At 53.7% G+C, this 24,916-nt stretch carries 23 protein-coding genes and 5 tRNA genes; 4 read left to right on the top strand and 24 right to left on the bottom strand.

Annotated elements, in window-relative coordinates:
• The first annotated feature begins 138 nt into the window (after positions 1 to 138).
• Positions 139 to 891 carry a 2,3-diphosphoglycerate-dependent phosphoglycerate mutase gene (gpmA, locus tag VF709_RS08765; RefSeq protein WP_008501111.1) on the top strand — a complete coding sequence of 251 codons (753 nt, stop codon included), beginning with the start codon at positions 139 to 141 and terminating at the stop codon, positions 889 to 891.
• Positions 892 to 952: 61 nt separating this feature from the next.
• Here gpmA and aroG read toward each other — a convergent pair whose 3' ends face one another.
• Positions 953 to 2,005 carry a 3-deoxy-7-phosphoheptulonate synthase AroG gene (gene aroG / locus VF709_RS08760; protein ID WP_013097523.1) on the bottom strand — a complete coding sequence of 351 codons (1,053 nt, stop codon included), beginning with the start codon at positions 2,003 to 2,005 and terminating at the stop codon, positions 953 to 955.
• 304 nt (positions 2,006 to 2,309) lie between these two features.
• Here aroG and VF709_RS08755 point away from each other — a divergent pair, with 304 nt between their 5' ends.
• Positions 2,310 to 2,687, top strand: coding sequence for a YbgS-like family protein (locus VF709_RS08755; RefSeq protein ID WP_020685076.1), 378 nt, complete (start codon positions 2,310 to 2,312; stop codon positions 2,685 to 2,687).
• A gap of 106 nt (positions 2,688 to 2,793) precedes the next feature.
• Positions 2,794 to 3,726: a CDF family zinc transporter ZitB gene (zitB, locus tag VF709_RS08750; protein ID WP_013097525.1), complete on the top strand. Its 933-nt coding sequence runs from the start codon at positions 2,794 to 2,796 to the stop codon at positions 3,724 to 3,726.
• Here the strand turns inward: zitB and pnuC are convergent.
• The 20 genes from pnuC to mngA all read right to left on the bottom strand — a co-directional run bounded on the left by pnuC (position 3,723) and on the right by mngA (position 20,590).
• The gene (pnuC, locus tag VF709_RS08745) at positions 3,723 to 4,442 is read right to left on the bottom strand and encodes a nicotinamide riboside transporter PnuC (RefSeq protein WP_058650392.1); all 720 of its coding nucleotides are present in this window, start codon (positions 4,440 to 4,442) and stop codon (positions 3,723 to 3,725) included. The two genes, zitB and pnuC, sit on opposite strands and share 4 nt — an antisense overlap.
• Positions 4,443 to 4,464: 22 nt before the next feature.
• The gene (gene nadA / locus VF709_RS08740) at positions 4,465 to 5,508 is read right to left on the bottom strand and encodes a quinolinate synthase NadA (protein WP_058650391.1); all 1,044 of its coding nucleotides are present in this window, start codon (positions 5,506 to 5,508) and stop codon (positions 4,465 to 4,467) included.
• Positions 5,509 to 5,699: 191 nt separating this feature from the next.
• Positions 5,700 to 5,775 (bottom strand) — tRNA-Lys (locus tag VF709_RS08735).
• Positions 5,776 to 5,797: 22 nt separating this feature from the next.
• Positions 5,798 to 5,873, bottom strand: a tRNA-Lys gene (locus VF709_RS08730).
• Between the two features lie 146 nt (positions 5,874 to 6,019).
• Positions 6,020 to 6,095 (bottom strand) — tRNA-Lys (locus tag VF709_RS08725).
• A 3-nt stretch (positions 6,096 to 6,098) separates the two neighbouring features.
• Positions 6,099 to 6,174 (bottom strand) — tRNA-Val (locus tag VF709_RS08720).
• A 27-nt stretch (positions 6,175 to 6,201) separates the two neighbouring features.
• A tRNA-Lys gene (locus VF709_RS08715) sits at positions 6,202 to 6,277 on the bottom strand.
• Between the two features lie 161 nt (positions 6,278 to 6,438).
• Complete coding sequence (gene cpoB, locus VF709_RS08710; protein WP_013097528.1) at positions 6,439 to 7,233, bottom strand: cell division protein CpoB; 795 nt, start codon at positions 7,231 to 7,233, stop codon at positions 6,439 to 6,441.
• A gap of 9 nt (positions 7,234 to 7,242) precedes the next feature.
• A complete protein-coding gene (gene pal / locus VF709_RS08705; RefSeq protein ID WP_006177214.1) occupies positions 7,243 to 7,764 on the bottom strand; it encodes a peptidoglycan-associated lipoprotein Pal in 522 nt (173 codons plus the stop codon).
• 35 nt (positions 7,765 to 7,799) lie between these two features.
• On the bottom strand, positions 7,800 to 9,092 hold the full coding sequence (tolB, locus tag VF709_RS08700) for a Tol-Pal system beta propeller repeat protein TolB (RefSeq protein WP_013097529.1): 1,293 nt from the start codon (positions 9,090 to 9,092) through the stop codon (positions 7,800 to 7,802).
• A 130-nt stretch (positions 9,093 to 9,222) separates the two neighbouring features.
• Complete coding sequence (tolA, locus tag VF709_RS08695) at positions 9,223 to 10,506, bottom strand: cell envelope integrity protein TolA (protein WP_440231285.1); 1,284 nt, start codon at positions 10,504 to 10,506, stop codon at positions 9,223 to 9,225.
• Between the two features lie 28 nt (positions 10,507 to 10,534).
• The gene (gene tolR, locus VF709_RS08690) at positions 10,535 to 10,963 is read right to left on the bottom strand and encodes a colicin uptake protein TolR (RefSeq protein ID WP_003858589.1); all 429 of its coding nucleotides are present in this window, start codon (positions 10,961 to 10,963) and stop codon (positions 10,535 to 10,537) included.
• A gap of 3 nt (positions 10,964 to 10,966) precedes the next feature.
• The gene (gene tolQ / locus VF709_RS08685) at positions 10,967 to 11,659 is read right to left on the bottom strand and encodes a Tol-Pal system protein TolQ (RefSeq protein ID WP_013097532.1); all 693 of its coding nucleotides are present in this window, start codon (positions 11,657 to 11,659) and stop codon (positions 10,967 to 10,969) included.
• A complete protein-coding gene (gene ybgC / locus VF709_RS08680; RefSeq protein ID WP_003858593.1) occupies positions 11,656 to 12,060 on the bottom strand; it encodes a tol-pal system-associated acyl-CoA thioesterase in 405 nt (134 codons plus the stop codon). The genes tolQ and ybgC overlap by 4 nt, the downstream gene beginning before the upstream one ends.
• A gap of 147 nt (positions 12,061 to 12,207) precedes the next feature.
• The gene (gene ybgE, locus VF709_RS08675; protein WP_013097534.1) at positions 12,208 to 12,498 is read right to left on the bottom strand and encodes a cyd operon protein YbgE; all 291 of its coding nucleotides are present in this window, start codon (positions 12,496 to 12,498) and stop codon (positions 12,208 to 12,210) included.
• Positions 12,498 to 12,611, bottom strand: coding sequence for a cytochrome bd-I oxidase subunit CydX (gene cydX, locus VF709_RS08670; protein ID WP_003858598.1), 114 nt, complete (start codon positions 12,609 to 12,611; stop codon positions 12,498 to 12,500). Before cydX ends, ybgE begins: the two co-directional genes overlap by 1 nt.
• Before the next feature lie 14 nt (positions 12,612 to 12,625).
• A complete protein-coding gene (gene cydB, locus VF709_RS08665) occupies positions 12,626 to 13,765 on the bottom strand; it encodes a cytochrome d ubiquinol oxidase subunit II (protein WP_013097535.1) in 1,140 nt (379 codons plus the stop codon).
• 15 nt (positions 13,766 to 13,780) lie between these two features.
• Positions 13,781 to 15,349 (bottom strand): cytochrome ubiquinol oxidase subunit I, encoded by a 1,569-nt coding sequence (gene cydA, locus VF709_RS08660; RefSeq protein ID WP_013097536.1) that lies wholly within the window; start codon positions 15,347 to 15,349, stop codon positions 13,781 to 13,783.
• Between the two features lie 670 nt (positions 15,350 to 16,019).
• Complete coding sequence (gene mngB, locus VF709_RS08655; protein WP_149896848.1) at positions 16,020 to 18,650, bottom strand: mannosylglycerate hydrolase; 2,631 nt, start codon at positions 18,648 to 18,650, stop codon at positions 16,020 to 16,022.
• Between the two features lie 23 nt (positions 18,651 to 18,673).
• Positions 18,674 to 20,590 (bottom strand): PTS 2-O-a-mannosyl-D-glycerate transporter subunit IIABC, encoded by a 1,917-nt coding sequence (gene mngA / locus VF709_RS08650; RefSeq protein WP_062934965.1) that lies wholly within the window; start codon positions 20,588 to 20,590, stop codon positions 18,674 to 18,676.
• A 171-nt stretch (positions 20,591 to 20,761) separates the two neighbouring features.
• On the opposite strand from mngA, the gene VF709_RS08645 reads away from it, so the two are divergent.
• The gene (locus tag VF709_RS08645) at positions 20,762 to 21,478 is read left to right on the top strand and encodes a GntR family transcriptional regulator (protein ID WP_013097539.1); all 717 of its coding nucleotides are present in this window, start codon (positions 20,762 to 20,764) and stop codon (positions 21,476 to 21,478) included.
• A gap of 81 nt (positions 21,479 to 21,559) precedes the next feature.
• Here VF709_RS08645 and sucD read toward each other — a convergent pair whose 3' ends face one another.
• From sucD to odhB, 3 genes are all read right to left on the bottom strand, one after another.
• Positions 21,560 to 22,429 (bottom strand): succinate--CoA ligase subunit alpha, encoded by an 870-nt coding sequence (gene sucD, locus VF709_RS08640; RefSeq protein WP_008501094.1) that lies wholly within the window; start codon positions 22,427 to 22,429, stop codon positions 21,560 to 21,562.
• Entirely contained in the window at positions 22,429 to 23,595 is a 1,167-nt protein-coding gene (gene sucC, locus VF709_RS08635) for an ADP-forming succinate--CoA ligase subunit beta (protein WP_006809579.1), read from the bottom strand. Before sucC ends, sucD begins: the two co-directional genes overlap by 1 nt.
• Positions 23,596 to 23,690: 95 nt before the next feature.
• Complete coding sequence (odhB, locus tag VF709_RS08630) at positions 23,691 to 24,911, bottom strand: 2-oxoglutarate dehydrogenase complex dihydrolipoyllysine-residue succinyltransferase (RefSeq protein WP_013097540.1); 1,221 nt, start codon at positions 24,909 to 24,911, stop codon at positions 23,691 to 23,693.
• Between the last annotated feature and the right edge of the window lie 5 nt (positions 24,912 to 24,916).

Here is a 24,916-nt window from a genome sequence, read left to right as displayed (position 1 = left end):
AATCATAACCCTGGATTCACAAGCACCTTACACTCAGAGACTATTTTCGCTATGGTTAGGGTTAAGCGTTGCTGCTGGCACGGCCACGGCAATATAATGAGAATTGTTATCATTCTAAAAATGCTTGAGGAGTAAGAGATGGCTATTACTAAGCTGGTTCTGGTGCGCCACGGCGAAAGCCAGTGGAACAACGAAAACCGCTTCACCGGTTGGTACGACGTTGATCTGTCTGAGAAAGGCGTAAGCGAAGCAAAAGCAGCAGGTAAACTGCTGAAAGAAGAAGGCTTCAGCTTTGATTTTGCTTACACCTCTGTGCTGAAACGTGCCATCCACACCCTGTGGAACGTGCTGGACGAGCTGGATCAGGCCTGGCTGCCGGTTGAGAAATCCTGGAAACTGAACGAGCGTCACTACGGTGCGCTGCAGGGTCTTAACAAAGCCGAAACCGCTGAGAAGTACGGTGACGAGCAGGTTAAACAGTGGCGTCGCGGCTTCGCGGTAACCCCACCAGAGCTGACCAAAGATGACGAGCGCTATCCGGGCCACGACCCGCGTTACGCGAAACTGACCGACGCTGAGCTGCCAACCACCGAGAGCCTGGCGCTGACCATTGACCGCGTTGTTCCTTACTGGAACGAAACCATTCTGCCACGCCTGAAAAGCGGTGAGCGCGTGATCATCGCCGCTCACGGTAACTCCCTGCGCGCGCTGGTGAAATACCTGGACAATATGGGTGAAGACGAGATCCTCGAACTGAACATCCCGACTGGCGTACCGCTGGTGTATGAGTTCGACGAAAACTTCAAGCCAATCAAACACTACTATCTGGGTAACGCGGATGAGATCGCAGCGAAAGCCGCGGCTGTTGCGAACCAGGGTAAAGCGAAGTAATTTTCGCCGGACATAAAAAAAGCGCGGAGCCTTCCGCGCTTTTTTATTTGTGCCGGAAGAATCAACCGCGACGGGCTTTTACCGCATTCGCCAGCTGACGCAGGATGGCGTCGGTATCTTCCCAGCCAATGCAGGCATCCGTCACGCTCTTGCCATAGACCAGCGGCTCGCTGCCTTCGAGGTTCTGGTTACCCTCAACCAGATGGCTTTCAATCATCACCCCTATCACCGCTTTCTCGCCGCCAGCAATCTGCTGACAAACATCTGCGCCGACTTCCATCTGCTTTTTAAACTGCTTGCTGGAGTTGGCGTGGCTGAAGTCGATCATCACCTGAGGCGGCAGCCCCGCTTTTTCCAGCCCGACCTTCACCTCTGCGACATGTTTTGCGCTGTAGTTAGGCTCTTTACCGCCGCGCAGAATGATATGGCAGTCACCGTTACCGCTGGTGTTAACAATGGCAGAGTGACCCCATTTGGTCACGGACAGGAAGCAGTGTGGTGCCCCTGCCGCATTGATGGCGTCAATAGCGACTTTGATGGTGCCATCGGTACCGTTTTTAAAACCCACCGGGCAAGAGAGGCCGGACGCCAGTTCACGGTGAACCTGAGATTCAGTGGTACGCGCGCCAATGGCGCCCCAGCTCATCAGGTCTGCCAGATATTGTGGCGTAATCATATCCAGGAACTCACCGGCGGCTGGCAGGCCACTGTCGTTAATCTCCAGCAAAAGCTTGCGCGCAATACGCAGGCCGTCGTTAATCTGGAAGCTGTTGTCCATATGCGGATCGTTAATCAGCCCTTTCCAGCCAACGGTGGTGCGCGGCTTTTCAAAGTACACGCGCATCACAATTTCCAGCTCATCTTTAAGCTCTTCGCGCAGCTTAAGCAGTCTCGCGGCATACTCTTTTGCCGCGGCAGGATCGTGGATTGAGCACGGGCCAATCACCACCAGAAGACGATCGTCATTACCTTTCAGGATCTTATGGATCGCTTTACGAGCATGAGAAACCGTGTTTGCGGCATTTTCAGTGGCGGGGAATTTCTCAAGGAGTGCTACAGGAGGTAATAACTCATTGATCTCTTTAATGCGTAAATCGTCGTTCTGATAATTCATCTTCTTTCCAGCTCTGCCATATCTTTAGTAATGAAAGCAATCCTTTCAATCTATCTTGTCGACCAGGAAGTGTAAACACGGTTTTACACTTCACGCAGATAATTCCTGGAATTCGCCTAAAAATCGCCACAAAATAGCGAAAAACGAGATCTAACCTAAGCTTTTTAACTGTAACAACCATTTTTGCTTTATTAAACGCGATTCCCTACTGACGTAAGTCCGTCTGGCGGGATCTTTCGCCTCTGAAAAAGATGCACTGTTGGAGAATGTTATCCAGCGTAACGACAAGAACAGGAGCACCATGATGAAAATGACGAAACTGGCAACTCTCTTCCTGACGGCAACCCTTACCCTGGCAAGCGGCAGCGTCCTTGCGGCTGAAACGAGCTCATCGGGTAACGGCGATGCTAACGCGGCTGCGTCAGCAGGCCAGGTGGCCCCTGATGCCAAACAGAATGTCGCCCCGAACAATGTCGATAACAGCCAAATTAATAACGGGAACACGAATACCGGCGGCACGATGCTGCACCCTGATGGTACCGACTCCGGCACCATGAATCATGACAATATGAGCAAGGATGAGGTTCACAAAAACACAATGTGTAAAGACGGCCGTTGCCCGGACGCGAATGACAAAGTGGGCGATGATGCCAATACCAAAACGGATGGTACAACCCAGTAACCGGTTATTGATTTAACTGCGAAAGGAGAGCTCAGGCTCTCCTTTCTTTTTGAGTAACTTATTAAAAACGCTACACTAATAACAATAACGAATCAGGAAAGATAACATGGCACACACGCATTCCCACGCCTCCGGCGACGACAACGCTAAACGCCTGCTGCTGGCCTTCGGCGTTACCGCCACCTTCATGATTATTGAGGTGATCGGTGGTTTGATCTCCGGCTCCCTGGCGCTGCTGGCTGACGCCGGACATATGCTTACCGATGCAGCAGCGCTGCTTTTTGCCCTCCTGGCCGTACAGTTTGCCCGTCGTCCTCCTAATGCACGCCATACGTTCGGCTGGCTGAGGCTGACGACGCTTGCCGCGTTTGTTAATGCGATTGCGCTGGTGGTCATTACCCTTCTTATCGTCTGGGAGGCCATTCAGCGCTTCAGACACCCTCAGCCGGTCGCCGGGATGACAATGATGGCGATCGCCGTGGCGGGGCTGCTTGCCAATCTTCTGGCCTTCTGGATTTTGCATCGCGGCAGTGGTGAAAAGAACCTTAACGTACGCGCCGCGGCTCTGCATGTGATGGGAGATTTACTGGGCTCGGTGGGAGCCATAGTTGCCGCACTGGTGATCCTCTACACCGGCTGGACGCCTGTCGACCCTATTCTTTCTGTACTGGTCTCGTGTCTGGTGTTACGCAGCGCCTGGCGGCTATTGAAGGAGAGCGTCAATGAGTTGCTGGAGGGGGCCCCCGCCTCTGTGGATATCGCCGAGTTAAAGCGTAATCTGCATCGTTCAGTTCCTGAAGTACGTAACGTCCACCACGTGCATGTCTGGCTGGTGGGCGAGAAACCGGTTATGACGTTGCACGTCCAGGTGATCCCGCCGCACGACCACGATGCGCTGCTCGAACGCATCCAGCACTTTCTTGAACATCACTATGAAATTGGTCACGCGACCATCCAGATGGAGTACCAGCCCTGTAACGGGCCGGATTGCCACCTGAATGAGGCGCAGTCCGACCATTCACATCATCATCACCATTAATTGGAGAGCGCGTGAGAGCCTCGCTCACGCGCGCTGTTAATCCACATCCGGCTTCCGTTCAGGGCAATGAAGGTCAACAGCAGATATTCAAGTGACATCGCATAGACGCCCTGCAGGGCGAAAATCACCACGCTGATGACATTGATGATGACCCACAGCAGCCAGTTCTCAACGTATTTACGGGTCATCAGGATCATCGCCGCAATGGACAGCACCATCATGCAGGAATCCCAGAACGGGAAAGCATCCGGCTGAAGCACAGGCATTGTCACCTGTAACCCGATGCCGGACATGGCCGCCACAGCAATGCGGGTCAGGAAAGCAAATACCGGGTTGATGTAGACCGTCATTAAACCAATGGCGACCACACACGCGACAAACCAGGCGATGGCTTTCGGCAAGGGTAACCAGCGGATCTGCAGCTCGGCCTCCTGCTGGCTGTTCTGCCGCGACCACGCGTACCACCCGTAGATATTGGCCGCAAAAAAGAACAGCTGCAAAAGCAAGCTTGCGTAGAGCTGGATCTGGAAGAAGATAATCGCAAACAGCGTAACGTTAATGAGCCCGAACGCGTAATTGCTTATCTTCTCCAGGCTTGCGAGCCAGATACAGAGTAATCCCGCCAGCGTGCCAACGGCCTCAATCCATGACAGGTCATAGCCACCTGCACCAATCGGTATATGAACCAGAATGTTTTGTGTGCTAAAAAAATCCATCTTTTCCCCGGGACGTAGTGAATTAAGTACGTAGTGTAGCCGCAAAATCCAGCATGCGGTTAAGTGGAACTAACGCGCCTTCACGCAGAGCGGCATCCACATGGATTTCATGCGCCGCACCGCCGGTTTCTAACCCTTCGGCAATCGCTTTCAGGCCGTTCATCGCCATCCACGGACAGTGCGCACAGCTGCGGCACGTGGCCCCCTCGCCTGCGGTTGGCGCTTCGAGGAGCTCTTTCTCCGGCACGGCCTGCTGCATCTTGTAGAAGATACCGCGATCGGTCGCCACGATAAGCTGCTTATGCGGCAACGTTCTGGCAGCATTAATAAGCTGGCTGGTTGAACCCACGGCATCGGCCATGTCGACAATCGACTGCGGTGATTCAGGATGAACAAGAATAGCGGCGTCAGGGTAAAGCGCCTTCATGCGGGCCAGTGCCTGCGTCTTGAACTCGTCATGAACGATGCAGGCGCCCTGCCAGCAGAGCACGTCTGCCCCGGTCTGCTTCTGGACGTAGCTTCCCAGATGGCGGTCGGGTGCCCAGATAATTTTCTCACCCAGGCTGTCCAGGTGCTCAATCAGTTCAACGGCGATGCTCGACGTAACAACCCAGTCTGCGCGCGCTTTCACTGCTGCCGACGTATTAGCGTACACCACCACGGTCCGGTCAGGATGGGCATCGCAGAAGGCCGAGAATTCGTCAATCGGACAGCCGAGATCCAGTGAACACTCCGCGTTCAGCGTTGGCATCAGGATGGTTTTTTCAGGGCTAAGGATTTTTGCCGTTTCCCCCATAAAACGCACCCCCGCAACCAGGAGCGTGGAAGCAGGATGTTTTGCACCAAAGCGCGCCATCTCCAGAGAGTCAGAAATACAGCCTCCGGTCTCTTCCGCCAGCTGCTGGATTTCCGGGTCGGTGTAGTAATGTGCCACCATCACGGCATCTCGCTCTTTGAGAAGACGCTTGATTTTCTCACGGTAGAACTGCTTTTCATCCATGTTCAGCGGAACAGGCTTCGGCGGGAAGGGATAGATTGCGGCTTCAGGATCAAACATCACGCTCATTATGGCTTCTCGTTTTACTGGCTTAACAATATTGCCTTTCTTTTGCCTGACATAGCAAAACGCAGGGCAATTGTGTTTTGTATACTAAACAAGATAGCGAATCTGGAGTGAAAAGTCACCGGGAATAGATGTGCGGAGCATTTGTTGTATTGCAGATAGCAAAAAAGCGCCTTTAGGGCGCTTTTTAACATTGGTGGGTCGTGCAGGATTCGAACCTGCGACCAATTGATTAAAAGTCAACTGCTCTACCAACTGAGCTAACGACCCCTTGCGGGATTTTTCTTCGAAGTGGTGGGTCGTGCAGGATTCGAACCTGCGACCAATTGATTAAAAGTCAACTGCTCTACCAACTGAGCTAACGACCCATTCGGGTGCTGACTTCGAAGATTTTACTCGGTTCCACGTTTGAAGTGGTGGGTCGTGCAGGATGACTCGGCTTCGCCTCGCCCTTCGGGCCGTTGCTAAAGCAACGTTATCCTTCACGTTTAATATCTGAGTAAGACATTAAAATTGGTGGGTCGTGCAGGATTCGAACCTGCGACCAATTGATTAAAAGTCAACTGCTCTACCAACTGAGCTAACGACCCGAGTGGTGGGTGATGACGGGCTCGAACCGCCGACCCCCTCCGTGTAAAGGAGATGCTCTACCAACTGAGCTAATCACCCACTCTGTACTGCCGGAACTGCTTTAAGTGGTGGGTCGTGCAGGATTCGAACCTGCGACCAATTGATTAAAAGTCAACTGCTCTACCAACTGAGCTAACGACCCACTTTTACGCTGCTTTCACGTTGTTTGATATCCCGTGGCAACGGCGGCATATATTACTGATTTAAGAATTCTGCGCAACAAAAATTTCGATGAAGATCACTTAACTGCTTAGTAATCATGCTGCACGACCAGAAATAACGCGATTTCTGGTCATGCGATAATCATCCCATCGAACTCAGACGTTTTTGCGCCTGTTTGGCCCCTTCCGTGCCCGGGAATTTTGCAACCACCTGCTGATAAACCGCTTTGGCTTTCGCAGTGTCACCTTTGTCCTGCATGATCACGCCGACCTTAAACATCGCATCAGGCGCTTTTGGCGATTTCGGGTAATTTTTCACCACAGAAGCGAAATAAAACGCCGCATCGTCTTTTTTACCCTTGTTGTAATTCAACTGACCCAGCCAGTAATTTGCGTTTGGCTGGTAAGTGGAATCCGGGTACTTCTTAACGAAGTTCTGAAACGCAACGATAGCATCATCCTGGCGCGATTTATCCTGTACCAGTGCAATGGCCGCGTTGTAATCCGTATTCGCGTCACCGCTCTGCACAGGCGCCCCTGTCGCAGCAGAGGCATCGGCTGAAGGCGCTGGCGCGTCTGTGGCCGCTCCGCTTTGATCGCCCGCTGCTGGTTGCGCTGCTGCCCCCCCGCTGCTCAGGCTATCAATCTGCAGCAAGATCTGCTTTTGACGTTCCACAACCTGGTTAAGCTGATACTGGCTCTCCTGAATCTGACCACGGAGGGAGTCGATATCAGTTTGGTTATCGGAAAGTTGTTGCTGGAGTTGGGTTAAAAGCTGACTGTGAGCGTTAGAGATACGCTCGAGTTGAGTGACCCGGTCTTCCACCGAGCCTGAGCCGACACTACTGATTGGTGCCTGAGCAAAAGCGGCCCAGGGGGCCGCTATTCCAACCAGTAACGACAGACTCAACAGATGATGTCTGAAGTTACTGCTCATGCAATTCTCTTAGTAAACCAGTACGGCACGACGGTTTTTGGCGTACGCCGCTTCGTCATGACCCAGTACTGCAGGTTTTTCTTTACCGTAAGAAACGATGGAGATCTGGTCAGCAGAAACGCCTTTACCCTGCAGGTACATTTTAACAGCGTTAGCACGACGTTCACCCAGGGAGATGTTGTACTCTGGTGTACCACGTTCGTCCGCGTGACCTTCTACGGTGACTTTGTAAGACGGGTTGCTACGCAGGAAGTTAGCGTGAGCATCCAGCATCGCAGCGAAGTCAGAACGGATGTCGTATTTATCCAGATCGAAGTAAACGATGTTGTTCTGCTGCAGCTGCTGCATCTGAAGACGCGCTTGCTCTTCAGAGGACATGTTGCCATTGCCGTTCGCGTCCATACCGGTGCCGGCACCCATCATGCCTTCGCCGCTCTGGTCATTGCTGGCGTTCTTGTTAGAAGAACACGCTGCGATTGCCATTACAGGCAGAGCGATCATCAGCCCCTTCAGCACTTTGTTCAGTTGCATTTCTATGATTCCTTTAGTAATCAATTAATTATTATTTACAGATACGGCGACCAGGCAGGGGATTTTACCTGTCCATCAGTTGCCGGAATACGCGCTTTGAAACGCCCATCTGTAGAAACCAGATTCAGCACAGATCCCATCCCCTGAGAAGAGCTGTAGATTACCATAGTGCCGTTAGGTGCCAGACTTGGCGTTTCATCCAGGAACGTTGACGACAGAACTTGGACGCCACCCGCTACCAGATCTTGTTTGGCAATGTGCTGCTGCCCACCGTTGGAGCTGACCATTACCATAAATTTACCGTCGCTGCTCACATCTGCGTTCTGGTTCTGAGAGCCTTCCCAGGTGATACGCTGCGGAGCACCGCCGTTGATGTTCACTTTATAGATTTGCGGACGGCCTGCCTGGTCAGAGGTAAACGCCAGGTTCTGGCTGTCCGGGAACCATGATGGTTCCGTGTTGTTGCTGCGACCATCCGTCACCTGACGGATCTGACCAGAACCAATGTCCATCACGTACAGGTTCAGGCTACCGGTTTTGGACAGCGCAAAGGCCAGCTTAGAGCCGTCCGGCGAGAACGAAGGCGCACCGTTGTGACGCGGGAACGACGCCACCTGACGAACAGCACCGTTAGCCAGCGTCTGGATAACCAGCGCAGAACGACCGCTTTCGAAGGTCACGTAGGCCAGTTTAGATCCGTCCGGAGACCAGGCTGGAGACATCAGTGGCTGAGAAGAGCGTTTCACCAGGAACTGGTTGTAACCGTCGTAGTCAGAGACGCGCAGCTCATACGGGAACTGGCCGCCGTTGGTCTGTACCACATAGGCGATACGGGTACGGAACGCACCTTTAATACCGGTCAGTTTTTCGAATACCGCATCGCTGGCAGCGTGAGCCGCATAGCGCAGGTACTGTTTAGTGACCTTATAAGAGTTCTGAGCCAGAACGGTACCCGGTGCACCACCGGTATCCACCAGCTGCCAGGCCACGTTGTAAGAGCCGTCCGGGTTAGGGGTAACCTGACCCACAACCACGGCATCAATGCCCAGTGCAGACCACGCGGCAGGTTGAACTTCCTGCGCGCTACCCGGCTGCTGAGGCAGACGAGAACGATCTAACGGGTTGAATTTACCGCTGTTACGCAGGTCAGCTGCCACGATGCCACCGGCATCTTCAGGCGCCGCACCAGGGCCAGCCCACTGGAATGGAACTACACCGATTGGGCGTGCCGAGTCCACCCCCTGGGTGATCTCGATACGTACTTCTGCGTGCAGTACAGCTGCCCACAGCATTAAGAAACTAAATGCTACACGTAATGCCTGCTTCATCATATCTCCCTTATCTGGGTAACCTTACCCACGATAATTTAGCAGAATGTTAACAAACCCAAATAGACAAAACTACTAAACCCTGGTTACGACAATAGACTGTTTTCCATACTTCCGTAAGGAGAGTCGATTACAGCTTAAAGTCCAGTTTGGCATCTTTTATCTTTTCATAAACAGCCTCACTAGGCGGTTTAGGAATGTTCGCCGATCTTGCTGCGGCCAATGCTGCCTGACAAAGCGCAGGATCGCCCCCTTCAGACGTCACATTTTTCAACCGGCCGTCTGGCGCAAGGTTGATATGCAGCACGCACTGTTTACCCTGATAAAGGCCTGCATCAAACAGGCGACTCTGAATAGCCACCTGAATCTGCTTAGCGTAAGCGCTGATATCCGCCCCCGTCGCTCCACCGTTGGCACCCGAAGTACCGCTGTCTTTAGACGGCTGACCACTCCCCTTCGCCCCACCGCCTGTTTTCGGCGCATTCTTACCGGAACTGAGATCGCCCAGCAGATCGTCAACGCCCGCAGCGGCCGCGGCTTTCTCTGCAGCAGCCTTTTTCGCTGCAGCTTTTTCAGCATCCGCTTTTTTATCGGCAGCAGCCTTCTCAGCTGCAGCTTTTTTGTCGGCAGCCGCTTTCTCGGCGGCAGCTTTCTTCTCCGCAGCCGCTTTTTCAGCAGCGGCGGCTTTTTCTGCGGCAGCTTTCTCGGCAGCAGCGGCTTTCTTCGCAGCCTCGGCAGCCGCTTTCTTCTCGGCTTCCTGAGCCGCTTTTTTCGCGGCTTCGGCTTCCGCTTTCTTCTGAGCATCAGCAGCGGCTTTTTTCGCGGCTTCTGCTTCCGCTTTCTTCTGAGCATCAGCGGCGGCTTTCTTCGCGGCTTCCGCTTCCGCTTTCTTCTGGGCGTCGGCAGCGGCTTTCTTCGCCGCTTCTGCCGCTAATTTCGCCTGGGCATCTGCCTGTGCTTTGGCATCCGCTGCGGCTTTCGCTGCCGCCTCTTCCGCCTGCTTTTGCTGTTCCTGGGCTTTCTTCGCGGCCTCTTCGGCTTGCTTCTGCTGTTGTGCCTGCTCTTTCGCGGCTTCCTGCGCCTGCAAACGTTCTTTCTCAAGCTGCTTCAGACGTTCCTGCTCGGCGGCCTGCTTTTCACGCAGTTCCTCCGCTTGCTGTTGCGCCTGTTTTTCTCGCTGCTCTTCAGCCCGTTTTGCACTCGCCTGCTGCTGTTGCTGACGGTTATAGTTCTGCACGACCGCACCGGGATCCACCATGACGGCGTCGATAGAAGAACCGCCACCGCCGCCTGATGCATCAATATGCTCGTCGAACGAACTCCAGATCAGCCCTGCAAAAAGGATCACATGCAGCACTGCGGAGACGATTATCGCTCGCTTAAGCTTGTCGTTCTGTTCGGTTGCCTTTGACACTATCGGTTCCCAAAAACTACGCGGATGATCAAATAGGCTGAGTCATTAAGCCGACAGACTTAACACCCGCACTATGTAGCAAGTTCAGCGCTTTAATAATTTCATCGTAAGGCACGTCTTTCGCACCACCGATTAAGAAGACCGTTTTCGGATTAGACTCCAGGCGTCGTTGCGCTTCAGCAATCACCTGCTCCGGCGGTAGCTGATCCATACGATCTTTCTCTACCACGACGCTGTATTGCCCTACGCCGGAAACCTCAATGATGACCGGAGGATCGTCATTGGTGCTTACCGCCTGTGATTCTGTCGCATCCGGCAGATCAACTTCCACGCTCTGGGTAATGATGGGCGCTGTCGCCATAAAGATCAGCAGCAACACCAGCAGTACGTCCAACAGCGGAACGATATTGATTTCGGACTTGAGCTCGCGACGACCTCGTCCACGCGATCTGGCCATGGTTTACCCCTTGTTGCTCTCGGTGCTGGTAAACGCCTGACGGTGCAGAATCGCGGTGAACTCTTCCATGAAGTTGTCGTAGTTCAGTTCCAGTTTATTCACGCGCTGGTTCAGACGGTTGTAAGCCATAACCGCCGGGATTGCCGCAAACAGACCGATAGCGGTTGCAATCAGTGCTTCTGCAATACCCGGTGCAACCATCTGCAACGTCGCCTGCTTCACTGCGCCCAGCGCGATAAAGGCGTGCATGATCCCCCACACCGTACCAAACAGGCCGATATACGGGCTGATGGAACCCACCGTTCCCAGGAAGGGAATGTGTGTTTCGAGATTTTCCAGCTCGCGGTTCATGGAGATACGCATCGCACGCGAGGCCCCTTCCACCACCGCTTCAGGTGCATGGCTGTTCGCGCGATGCAGACGGGCAAACTCTTTGAATCCGCTGTAGAAAATTTGTTCGGAGCCAGCGAGACTATCGCGACGACCCTGACTTTCCTGATACAGACGGGACAGTTCGATACCCGACCAGAACTTATCTTCAAACGCTTCCGCTTCACGGCCAGCCGCATTGAGAATACGCGTTCTCTGGATGATGATGGCCCAGGATGCGATTGAAAAACCAATCAAAATCAGCATGATAAGTTTAACCAGAAGGCTTGCCTTCAGGAACAAATCAAGGATATTCATGTCAGTCACTGCTTAAACTCCGCGACAATAGACTTAGGAAGCGCACGAGGCTTCATTATGGTTGGATCAACACAGACAATCAGTACTTCAGCTGAGTTCAGTACGGTGTTCTCTGCATTGACTATCCGCTGCGTGAAAACCAGCGAGGTTCCGCGCATTGATGTAATTTCAGTTTGGACTTCGAGCATATCGTCGAGTCTGGCAGGCGCAAAATACTCAAGCGTCATCTTGCGTACCACGAAGGCAACTCGCTCAGCCAACAGTACCTGTTGACTAAAGTGATGATGGCGCAGCATCTCTGTGCGTGCCCGTTCATAAAAAGCAACGTAGCTGGCGTGGTAAACCACACCACCGGCATCGGTATCTTCGTAATAGACACGAACCGGCCATCGAAACAGCGTTGTATTCACTTTACATCCCGGTAATGCAACAAAAGTTTATGCTTTAAACTTCGCTACTATACGCGCGGGAATGATGGTTTGGAATGGGAGAAAGTAAACGGAGAGTAAATTTTTATGGGCTCGGGTAAGCCCATATGGTTAACGGACATTTCTTATTCAGAAGAAGAAGAAAATCAATCCAGCAAGCAGCACGATATCGGCAATAAGCGGGCAGAAAATGCCCTGCCAGTGAATCGCTTTCGGACGAAAGCCTACGCCGTGGATCACACCGGCGCACACCGCCCACATAATGAGAAAGCCGTGCCAGATTTCAAGCTCGCTGGTCTTCGCTGCAAAACGCGAAGGGTCCCAGAAGATACACCCTGCCAGCAGTAATGCCATCACTAAAGAAAGCGCCCGTAACGGGCGCTTATCCATTACCGCATATAACGTTGCGATAATCTTCATTAGTGTTTTTCTTCACCCGCTTTGGTCGCTTCAACGTGCTCAAGCGCCAGGGCAGTGATGACACCAAAAGCACAGGCAAGAAGCGTCCCTAAAATCCATGCGAAATACCACATATTCAGCTCCTTACTTAGTACATAGAGTGGGTGTTGCTTTCGATATGTTCTTTAGTGATACGACCGAACATTTTCCAGTAACACCAGATGGTGTAGGCCAGAACAATCGGAACGAACACGCAAGCAACATAAGTCATTAAGTTCAGCGTCATATGGCTGGAGGTTGCATCCCACATGGTCAGGCTAGCATTCAGCATGGTGCTGGATGGCATCACGAATGGGAACATAGCGATACCTGCAGTCAGGATGATGCACGCCAGCGTCAGTGATGAGAACACGAACGCCAGAGCGCCTTTTTCCAGACGAGACGTCAGAACCGTCAGCAGCGGCAGCAACACACCCAACGCCGGAATAGCCCACAGCACAGGCATCGCGTTGAAGTTCACCAGCCATGCACCGGCCTCACGCGCCACTTCTTTGGTCAGCGGGTTAGACGGCGCGACGTGGTTAATCGCAGACGTCACCACGTAACCATCAATACCGTAGACCACCCAAACACCTGCCAGCGCGAAGCAGACCAGTGTGATCAGGGCAGCAACCTGAGCCGTTGCACGAGAACGCAGATGCAGCTCACCAACAGTACGCATCTGCAGATAGGTTGCGCCCTGGGTGATGATCATCGCCACACTGACTACGCCTGCCAGCAGACCAAACGGATTCAGCAGCTGGAAGAAATTACCGGTGTAGTAAAGACGCATGTACTCGTCCATGTGGAACGGTACACCCTGCAGCAGGTTACCGAATGCCACACCAATCACCAGCGGTGGAACGAAGCTACCAATGAAGATGCCCCAGTCCCACATGTTACGCCAGCGGGTGTCTTCAATCTTGGAACGGTAGTCAAAACCGACCGGACGGAAGAATAAAGACGCCAGAACCAGAATCATCGCCACGTAGAAACCGGAGAACGCAGCCGCGTAAACCATCGGCCAGGCAGCGAACAGCGCGCCGCCTGCGGTGATCAGCCACACCTGGTTACCGTCCCAGTGCGGGGCGATGGAGTTGATCATGATTCGACGCTCGGTGTCATTACGACCGAGGAAACGGGTGAGCATCCCCACCCCCATGTCGAAACCATCCGTGACAGCAAAACCGATCAGCAGAACACCGATCAACAGCCACCAGATAAAACGCAATACTTCATAATCGATCATTTGATGACTCCTGTCTTAGCGTGCCGGCTGAGTAGTCACACCGGACTGCTCGTAGTGATAGCGACCGGTTTTCAGGCTGCTTGGGCCAAGGCGCGCGAACTTGAACATCAGGAACAGTTCAGCTACCAGGAACAGGGTGTAGAGACCACAGATCAGCAGCATTGAGAAGATCAGATCGCCTGCTGTCAGCGAGGAGTTGGCCACCGCCGTTGGCAGCACCTCACCAATCGCCCATGGCTGACGTCCATACTCCGCAACAAACCAGCCGGACTCAATTGCGATCCACGGCAGCGGGATAGCATACAGCGCCGTACGCAGCAGCCATTTTTTCTCGCCGATGCGGTTACGAATCACAGACCAGAAGGACGCCGCAATGATCAGCAGCATGATGATGCCGCAGCCTACCATGATGCGGAATGCAAAGTAGAGTGGCGCTACGCGTGGAATAGAGTCTTTGGTTGCCATCTGGATCTGCGCTTCCGTCGCGTCGGAGACGTTCGGGGTATAGCGTTTCAGCAGCAGACCGTAGCCCAGATCTTTCTTCACGTCGTTGAATTGGTCACGAACGGCCTGGTCGGTAGAACCGGCACGCAGCTGTTCCAGCAGAGCGTAGGCTTTCATACCGTTACGGATACGGCCTTCGTGCTGCTCCATTAGCTCTTTCAGCCCCGTCACCTGTTTGTCAACAGAACGGGTGGCGATGATACCCAGCGCATAAGGAATTTGAATGGCGAAGCGGTTTTCCTGGGCGTCCTGGTCCGGAATACCGAACAGGGTAAAGGCAGCCGGGGCCGGTTGGGTTTCCCATTCAGCTTCGATTGCGGCGAGCTTGGTTTTCTGTACGTCACCCATTTCATAACCGGATTCATCACCCAGCACGATAACGGAGAGGATGGCAGCCATACCGAAGCTTGCAGCGATAGCAAAGGAACGTTTAGCGAAGGCGAAGTCACGACCACGCAGCATATAGTAGGAGCTGATGCCCAGAATGAACATCGCGCCGCACACATAGCCAGAGGCCACGGTGTGGACGAATTTAACCTGAGCAACCGGGTTCAGGACCAGCTCGGCAAAGCTGACCATCTCCATACGCATGGTTTCGAAGTTGAAATCAGACGCAATCGGGTTCTGCATCCAGCCGTTTGCCACCAGGATCCACAGCGCGGACAGGTTAGACCCTAATGCCACCAGCCAGGTCACCGCCATATGCTGGACTTTGCCCAGACGGTCCCAGCCGAAGAAGAACAGACCTACAAAGGTGGATTCGAGGAAGAAGGCCATCAGACCTTCAATGGCCAGCGGCGCACCGAAGATATCCCCTACATAGTGGGAATAATATGACCAGTTAGTCCCGAACTGGAACTCCATGGTCAAACCGGTAGCCACGCCCAGTGCGAAGTTGATACCAAACAACTTGCCCCAGAACTTGGTCATATCTTTATAAATCTGTTTGCCGGACAGAACGTATACCGTTTCCATGATGGCCAGCAGGAACGCCATACCGAGCGTCAGCGGCACAAACAGGAAGTGGTACATCGCGGTCAAGGCAAACTGTAAGCGCGACAGTTCGACTACGTCTAACATTATGACTCCTTGCTCATCGCATGAAGACTCCGAGAGTGAACCCCAGGAAAAGGATCCACACGCATGCCCCAATACAAAGTTATCTGCTCCCCTTCTTCGTTGCCTATTCTCTACAGAATGAAAAAGCAGTGATGAAAGGTTACAAATACGTTAATAAAAAACTCAAATTGGTCCCGCAAATATAATACGCTGCAAAACCCTTACAATAAACAGGTTTTTATTGAATCATATTTACGTTTTTCGACGGCGATCAATTTATAGCAAAATTACCACTTTTCGACCATTTTGATCGGGGACAATTTAGCGCTTTTAAGCACCTTTTTCCAAGGATTAAACTTTGATTTAAATCAAAAACAACGACCGATGTTAACTATGTTTAAACGCGGTAAGAATGGTAAAAACCATGTTAACGATATGTGCATACAAAGCTGTGATTGGTTATCGAAGAAGGGAAAAAATATAAACAGTAGTGATTTTAATTAACGCAAAAGAAAAACACCTTTTCGACGCGGGGCAATCCTTAAAGCGTAGTCGGGCCAGGTTATTTTTCCAGAGTTTGACTGCAACCCTTCGAAATTACATTTAATTTACTTTTCGCGCTCTATAAGTTAACACCGTAGCGTGACTATTTAATGAAAAAAGGCTGCACTTAGCAGCCTTTTTTCGTTTTTCAGGCAAGAAGAATGCTAAAGGTTCGTGACTGCCCCGGTCTGAACGTGCCGGTAATCCCCTGCTCTTCACGATCATCCAGTAACCGTTCATTCAGGTCCGTTTCGCCGCACCGTTTCAACGCCGGGTTAACGGATAACGTCGTCTCGCAGACGCTGGACTCCGAAGGGTTGAACAGGCGAAGAATAAGTTCATCCCGATCTTCCGCTTTTTTGAGCGCGCTGAGCACGCATCCCGTCGGGGAAAGCGCCAGCAGACTGTAACTTTCCGGCGTGGTGAACGACGCACGGTTTAATTTCATCGCATCCCAGGGGATCTTGTTATAGCACTGCACCGGCGTTAACCACGCCTTAGCCTGCTGCGTGACGCCCGAGCTTTCAGGGGTACCACTGAAACTGAACAGGCTAAAACGGCAGGTTAACGGACCACGCATCTGGGAATCCGGGACGGGCATCTTAATCCCCGAAGGTCTGCCAGGGCGCAACAGCAAATCTTCTTTTCCGAGTAACCCCACGCCGCGCAGCAGAGTCAGCGCAAAGGCTTTTTTGGTATCGCCCACCACTTCAAATTCACGTAGTCCTTCTGTAAACAGCGCAAGCCCGTTTCGCTTTTCCTGCAGCACGGCATAGTTGAGCAAATTCCAGACAGGAACGGGCGCTTCTTTCCAGCCCTCTTCCTGCCAGCGTTGCATCGCAGCGTCCTGCACGGGGCGAGTAATGGTGCCAAACTGCGTATCCGCGAGCACGTGCTGAGTCGTAAACGGTGTGGGGATCAGCACCCGAACGCGGTGGTCATCCGCCTGGTTATCCAGACGCACCGCCACATCAATACGTCTGCTGTTGTGGCTGAGCGTAATGTCAAATGCCACCTCAAGAGAACCCTTTCGCTGACGTGCAGCGCGTTCAGAGAGGTTTGCCGGTACAGCAATACGGTGGCGGATCACCGCCCTGCTCTGCCAGGCTTCGTGTATGACGTCAACCTGATGCTCGCCCTGTGCCGAAGTGAGCCTCCACTCTTCCCGTGAAGGCGAGTAGTCGTACTCATCGCCATCATCCGAACTCTCTTCAATCTCCAGTACCCGGTCGTAAATCAGGCCGGTTTCTTTGTCGCGCAGACGCAGCGTACCGTCGTCGTTTATATCAATCTGCCAGAAAGCATTTTCGATTAAAGCACCGGTGTTTTGCGCCGGAGAGAGCACCTTTCCGGCTACGTGCGGTTCAATAAACAGCGTACGGTAGCCCATCGACGGCAGGATCTGGCTGAGCTGGATATCAAACTCCATAAACGGTTCGTAGTTGCCGTAATGGACAATCTGCCGGTCAATGAGACCAGGGTCGAGCTCGCGCGCGCTGCGAATGAAATACGGGATCTCGTTGCCTTTCTCATCACGCAGACGAAACTGGCTGGCGCGCAGCCGAATCGTGGTGTTCATCACCTCTTCACGCGGCCAGGGCATCAGGTTGAACATCACCAGCTTATCGGCGTCGGATTGCGGCATGTTGTCGACAATCTTGCGCATATAGAAGCGCACCAGGCTGTCAGCCATGTCCTCCGCCAGCTCAAAGCGGGAGACAATCTCGCGATGCACCTTGTCGCTGCAGCAGCAGCCGATGCTGTCGTGGGCGTGATTTTTGAGGATCTCTTTCCACATTTTCTCCAGCAGACCGTGGTGATAGTCGAAGCCGAGAGTCCAGGCAAGCGTCGCCAGCGGCTCAAGCACGTTGACGATTTTATTCTCGATACGCGCATGGGCGATTTTAATGTCCATGCGCGTGGAGCCGATTGTCCGGTGCACGCGCATGTATTTCCCGTCGATAAACTCCCCTTTCAGCGTCGCCAGTTCATCGCGCCGCGCCTCAATATGATCAAACACCTCCTCGAAGCGGCTCATCACAAACTGACGTTGCGGATAGATTTCACGAAGCTTCTCCATCACCGCAAAGAGGTTCTGCTGCAGCGGCATCTGGTCGTGTCCGTTGGGCAGCAAAATCTCTTTGGTGATGGAGGCGTTTTCCAGGACCTCGAAATAACTGTCGAGCCGTTTTCGTAGCCCGGCCTCATCCTCAGGTAAGTACTTACCAATCGCATAGCCCAGCGGCAGCACCTGTGCCGTCACTTCACTGCCGTCCTGGCTCTGCCAGAGAAATTCCGTTTTATCGGTACCGTGTCGTTCAGAACAGCCGCGCCAGAACATCGTGCGGGTAATGCCAAAGCCGTTATAAATATGCGGAAGCTGGCCTGACATCCCAAACGAATCCGGCAGATAACCGATCATCATCGGCTCGCCGAACGCCATACAGTCGCGAATACCGTACATCAGGTTGCGGACAATCGACTCGCCGCTGACGATCGTGGTATCGGTCTGGGTATACCACGGGCCGATAATCAGTTTTCCGCGCTCGACAAGTGCCTTCACCCGCGAGCGGTTTTCGGGCTTGACGGCAAAGTAATCCTCCAGCACTGCCGTCTGTCCGTCGAGAACGTAATATTTATAGGCCTCGTCCTGCTCCAGACGGGTCAGGATCTCTTCCATATTATTGACCAGAAGAATACGCGACTCTTCGGTGGTGAAGTACCACTCACGGTCCCAGTGCATATGCGGCGTGATATGAACGCGAGATACAGCTTTCATCTTCGTTTCCTGTGTTGTGCGTTTTACGGTATGGCGTCTTCAGTGATGTATTTGCCCGTTTTGACCGCCTGACGTCGCCAGAGCAGCAGAATAAATGTGGAGATAGCGGTCCCCACCAGCGCCGCGCCAAACCAGCCTGCCGCTGCAACCACACCGCTCAGCCCTGCATCATGAAGTAAAAAGAGCGAGAAAATGCCTGCGCCCGGCGTGGACAGGCCGATCCCCATCGCGCCAACAATCGCCCCTGTCACCATGGAGCCCAGCACAAATGAGCCAATGACGCGGAAGGGATCTTCAATCGCCATCGGTATCGCCCCTTCGGTAATGCCCGCGAGGCCAAGCAGCCACGTTGATTTGCCGGTTTCAATTTCAAACGGTTTAAACAATCTCGGCGCCAGCATCGTTGACGCCGTTACGGTAAAGGCCGAGACCATCTTGACGGAGGCGAAAATCGCATAGGGGCCATATACCCCGTTGGCCATTGCCCCGAGGCAGAACGCGTAGGAGGCTTTGTTGACCGGCCCGCCCAAATCGAACGAACACATAAAGCCAAGGATCGCGCCCAGGAGCAGCGCATTCGCGCCAGAAAGACCATTAAGCCAGGCGGTGAGCGCGTTGTTTATCCAGGCCACCGGTTCGCCGATCACAAACAGCATCAGGCTGCCTGCGCCCAGTACGCCAATAACCGGATAAAGATAAAAGGTTAAGAAGCCGTTGAAGCGGCTACTGAGACGAATATGATTTTTTACCCAGCGCATCAGGTATCCCGCAATCAGCCCGCCTGCGATGGCACCCAGAAAACCGGAACCAATCATATTGGCAGCCAGACCGGCAGCGAAACCCGGCGTCAGCGCCGGTTTATCCGCCAGTGAGTAAGCGGTATACGCCGCCAGAACGGGAACCATCAGCATGCCAAGCATGCCGCCGCCAAGCTTGCGGTACATCCACAGCCACGAATTTTCCTGATCGAATAAGTGCTGCAGCCCCAGAATTTGCGCCAGCAATACCGACACGGCCAGCACCGTACCACCGGCGACAATCAACGGCACCGCAAAGGAGATGCCGCTCAGGAGCGCCTGCTTGAGCTCGGTTTTGACACTCTTTTTTGTTTCAGTATCGACGGGCGCATGCCGCGCAGCGTCGGCAGGCTTTAACGCCATCGCGCGTTCTATTAACGCTTCAGCATGGCGTAGTGGCTCCGCAACGGGTACGGAAACGGTGGGGATCCCCGCAAAGCGTTCACTCTCTTTGATCGCCACTTCTGCGGCAAAGATACATGCTCTGGCCTCCTGCAGTTGCTGCGAGGTGAGGCGTCCCTCAATACCGTTCGCCCCCTGCTTTTCCACCACCACGTTGACGCCCATCCTGCGTCCCGCTTTTTCCAGGTACTCCGCTGCCATATAGGTGTGGGCAATCCCGGCCGGGCAGGCGGTAACGCAGACAATAGTCGGGGCACTCTCCTGGATGGCGTCGGCCTGTTCCCCGGGTGCGGCGTCCAGCGCGGTCAGCACACCTTCTGCCGTGGTCGCCGCCATTACGCGGGCCCTGAGATCGTCATCCGCCAGGCGAGACGTGAGCGCCGTTAACACCTCAATATGCGTTGATCCGGCTTCCGCCGGAGGGATCGCGAGCAGGAAAATGAGCGTGACCTCTTCCGGCCCGTCCACCCCTTCCCATTCCAGCGGCTCGCACAGCGTTGCGACGGCAAATGCCGCCTCTTTTACCGTGGCCGATTTGCCATGGGGGACAGCCAGCCCCTCACCCAGCGCGGTTGGGCCAAGCGATTCCCGTTGAAAAACGTCCACCAGAAAAGCCTCGGCGTCAGTGATTTTGCCCAGCGCCTCCAGCCGCATCGCGAGCTGACGTATTGCCTCATCACGGCGGGTAAACTGCGCCTGAACGCAGACAGCACGCGGATCGGTCAGGGTCGTCAGGTTCATAGAGATCCTCACAGTTGCATCGTTATAGTCTGCGGAGGATTGTGGCAGAGCGGATAATACATTTATGTAATCATTTTCACTAACATCAACATTTGTATTTAAGTTGTATTATTTACAAATCATTAGTTGAATGCATAATTCTCAGAAAAGGTATTAATCAGGCGCAATAAAATGGGCAATAAACCGCGATACCGGCAGATAGCGGATGTCTTCCGCGAAAAAATTAACGCCGGAGAATTAAAACCGGGTGACGCGCTACCAACGGAATCCAGCCTTCAGGAGGCGTTTAGCGTCAGCCGCGTCACCGTCCGGCAGGCCCTGAAACTGCTTGCCGACGAACAGATCATCGAAAGCATCCAGGGCAGTGGTTCATATGTAAAAGAGGAGCGGGTCAATTACGACATTTACCAGCTCACCGGCTTTTACGAAAAACTGGCGGATCGCAACGTTGATACGCACAGCGACGTTAAAATTTTTGAAGTGGTAAAAGCCGATACAAGACTCGCGGCTACGCTGGCAATTGGCGAGGATGATAAGGTCTGGCACGTCAAGCGCGTACGCTTCATCAAGCAGAAGCCGGTAAACCTGGAAGAAACCTGGATGCCGCTGGCGATGTTCCCCGACCTCACCTGGGAAGTGATGGAAAAGTCGAAATACCACTACGTTGAACAGATCAAAAAGCTGGTCATCGATCGCAGTGAACAGGAGCTGGTGCCGGTCATGCCCTCAGAAGAGGCAATTGCCGCGCTGGCGCTCGATCCGGCAAAACCGATCCTGGAAAAAGTCTCCCGCGGTTTCCTGAAAGATGGCCGGGTTTTCGAATACAGCCGCAACGTGTTCAATACCGACGATTACAAATTCACCCTCGTGGCGAAACGCAGGCAATAAAAAAGGCCGCTTTACAGCGGCCAACCATGTCGAAACGGACATTTTTTATTTCAACGCGCCCCTTTCAGGGCCAGAGAGGACTTACTTAATGATGGATTTCAGTGCTTCGCCGATATCCGCCAGGCTGCGAACGGTCTTCACGCCTGCGGCTTCCAGCGCTGCGAATTTCTCATCAGCCGTACCTTTACCACCGGCGATAATCGCGCCTGCGTGACCCATACGCTTACCTTTCGGCGCCGTCACACCCGCGATGTAACCGACTACTGGCTTGGTTACGTGTTCTTTGATGTAAGCAGCCGCTTCTTCTTCCGCGCTACCACCGATCTCACCGATCATGACGATCGCTTCGGTCTGTGGATCTTCCTGGAATAGCTTCAGGATGTCGATGAAGTTAGAGCCTGGGATTGGGTCACCGCCGATGCCCACACAGGTGGACTGGCCGAAGCCGTAGTCGGTGGTCTGCTTAACCGCTTCATAGGTCAGCGTACCGGAACGGGAAACGATACCCACTTTGCCCGGCTTGTGAATGTGACCTGGCATGATGCCGATTTTGCATTCGCCTGGGGTGATCACGCCTGGGCAGTTCGGGCCGATCATGCGCACGCCCGCTTCGTCCAGCTTCACTTTCACGGTCAGCATATCCAGCGTCGGGATACCTTCAGTGATGGTGATGATCAGTTTGATGCCTGCGTCGATCGCTTCCAGAATGGAGTCTTTGCAGAACGGTGCCGGAACGTAGATAACGGTCGCGGTTGCGCCCGTCGCTTCTACGGCTTCACGCACGGTGTTGAACACCGGCAGGCCCAGGTGTGTGGTGCCACCTTTACCTGGTGTTACACCGCCAACCATCTGCGTACCGTAGGCAATCGCCTGCTCGGAGTGGAAAGTCCCCTGGCTACCGGTGAAGCCCTGGCAGATAACCTTGGTATCTTTATTGATTAAAACTGACATTATTTCCCCTCCACTGCGGCAACAACCTGCTGAGCTGCATCCGTCAGACTTTTCGCTGCAATAATATTCAGGCCGCTGTCAGCCAGTTTTTTCGCGCCGAGTTCAGCGTTGTTACCTTCAAGACGCACAACAACCGGAACGTTAACGCCCACTTCTTCTACCGCGCCGATGATGCCGTCTGCGATCAGGTCGCAACGTACGATACCGCCGAAGATGTTCACCAGAACGGCTTTCACGTTGTCGTCAGAGAGAATGATTTTGAACGCTTCGGTTACGCGCTCTTTGGTTGCGCCACCGCCTACGTCGAGGAAGTTCGCTGGCTCGCCGCCGTGCAGCTTAACGATGTCCATGGTGCCCATCGCCAGGCCCGCACCGTTAACCATGCAGCCGATGTTGCCATCCAGCGCCACGTAGTTCAGTTCCCACTGAGCAGCCTGTGCTTCACGCGGGTCTTCCTGAGACTGGTCACGCATTTCGCGCAGATCTGGCTGGCGGAACAGGGCATTGCCGTCAGCACCCAGTTTGCCATCGAGGCAGATCAGATCGCCCTGAGTGGTGATCACCAGCGGGTTGATCTCGATCAGCGCCAGATCGCGCTCCAGGAAGATGGTCGCCAGACCCATGAAGATCTTGGTGAACTGCTGAACCAGCTTGCCTTCCAGACCCAGTTTGAACGCCAGCTCACGGCCCTGGTAAGGCATTGGACCTGCCAGTGGATCGATAGCCACTTTATGGATCAGGTGTGGCGTCTCTTCTGCCACTTTTTCGATTTCCACGCCGCCTTCGGTAGACGCCATGAACACCACGCGACGCGAGCTACGGTCTACCACCGCGCCCAGATACAGCTCTTTCGCGATGTCGGTTGCCGCTTCAACCAGGATCTGGTTGACTGGCTGGCCGTTCGCATCTGTCTGGTAAGTGACCAGACGCTTGCCGAGCCAATGTTCAGCAAATGCACGAATTTCTTCTTTGCTCTTAACAACCTTCACACCGCCCGCTTTACCACGGCCACCAGCGTGAACCTGACATTTAACTACCCACGGGCCGGAACCGATTTTAGATGCGGCTTCTTCTGCTTCACGCGGGGTAGTACAGGCATAACCCACCGGAGCCGGTAAGCCATACCGGGCAAACAGCTGTTTGGCCTGATATTCATGTAAGTTCATGTGTTCTATCCATCCTTCAGGGTAATCGTTATCTTCAAACCTGCAGGCCGGTGCAAGGCGTATCCGGCCTACAGGGCAGGTGATGCTAAAAGGGACTAGACGTCCAGCAGCAGACGCGTTGGATCTTCCAGCAGCTCTTTAATCGCTACCAGGAAGCCCACGGACTCGCGGCCGTCGATCAGACGGTGATCGTAAGAGAGCGCCAGATACATCATTGGCAGGATCTCCACTTTACCGTCTACCGCCATCGGACGATCTTTAATGGCGTGCATACCCAGGATCGCGCTCTGCGGCGGGTTGATGATCGGGGTAGACATCAGCGAGCCAAACACGCCGCCGTTGGTAATGGTGAAGTTACCGCCGGTCAGGTCGTCTACGGTCAGCTTGCCGTCGCGGCCTTTCACGGCCAGCTCTTTAATATTTTTCTCGATGTCGGCCATACCCAGGGTATCCACATCACGCAGAACCGGAGTCACCAGACCACGTGGCGTAGACACCGCCATGCTGACGTCGAAATAGTTGTGGTAAACCACGTCATCGCCATCGATGGACGCGTTCACTTCCGGGTAGCGTTTCAGCGCTTCAACAACCGCTTTCACGTAGAAGGACATAAAGCCCAGACGGATACCGTGACGTTTTTCGAACGCGTCACCGTACTGCTTACGCAGGTCCATGATTGGCTTCATGTTCACTTCGTTGAAGGTGGTCAGCATCGCGGTGGAGTTTTTCGCTTCCAGCAGACGCTCTGCCACACGCTTACGCAGGCGAGTCATTGGCACACGTTTTTCACTGCGCGCACCCAGAGCAGGCTGTGCTGCTGGTGCTGCCACAGGGGCTTTCGCTTCTGCCTGAGCAGGCGCTTTCGCCAGGTGTTTGTCGATGTCTTCACGGGTCAGACGACCGCCTACACCGGTACCTTTGATGGCTGCCGGGTCAAGGCTGTGTTCAGCCAGCAGGCGACGGATCGCCGGGCTGAGCGCGTCGTTGGTCTGTTCTTCCAGAGAAGCCTGCTGGCGCTGAGCCGGCGTAGAAGCTTTCTCTTCAGACTTCGCGCTGGACTCTTTGCCCGCGCTGTTGCCTTCACGCAGGCGACCCAGGATCTGGCGAGAGGTTACGGTGGTGCCTTCGTCTTCCAGCACCGCGTCCAGAACGCCATCCGCCGAAGCCGGTACTTCCAGTACCACTTTGTCAGTTTCGATTTCTACCAGCACTTCATCGCGCTTAACGGCATCGCCTGGTTTTTTATGCCAGGTAGCGACGGTCGCATCTGCTACAGATTCAGGCAGGTCGGGAACAAGAATATCTACGCTACTCATTATGT

This window comes from Enterobacter sp. Lyrl_3 (assembly GCF_051948675.1).
In the GTDB taxonomy this organism is placed as follows: domain Bacteria; phylum Pseudomonadota; class Gammaproteobacteria; order Enterobacterales; family Enterobacteriaceae; genus Enterobacter; species Enterobacter cloacae.
The sequence above is the reverse complement of the archived record's forward strand: the minus strand, read 5'-3'. Positions and strand labels throughout refer to the sequence as shown.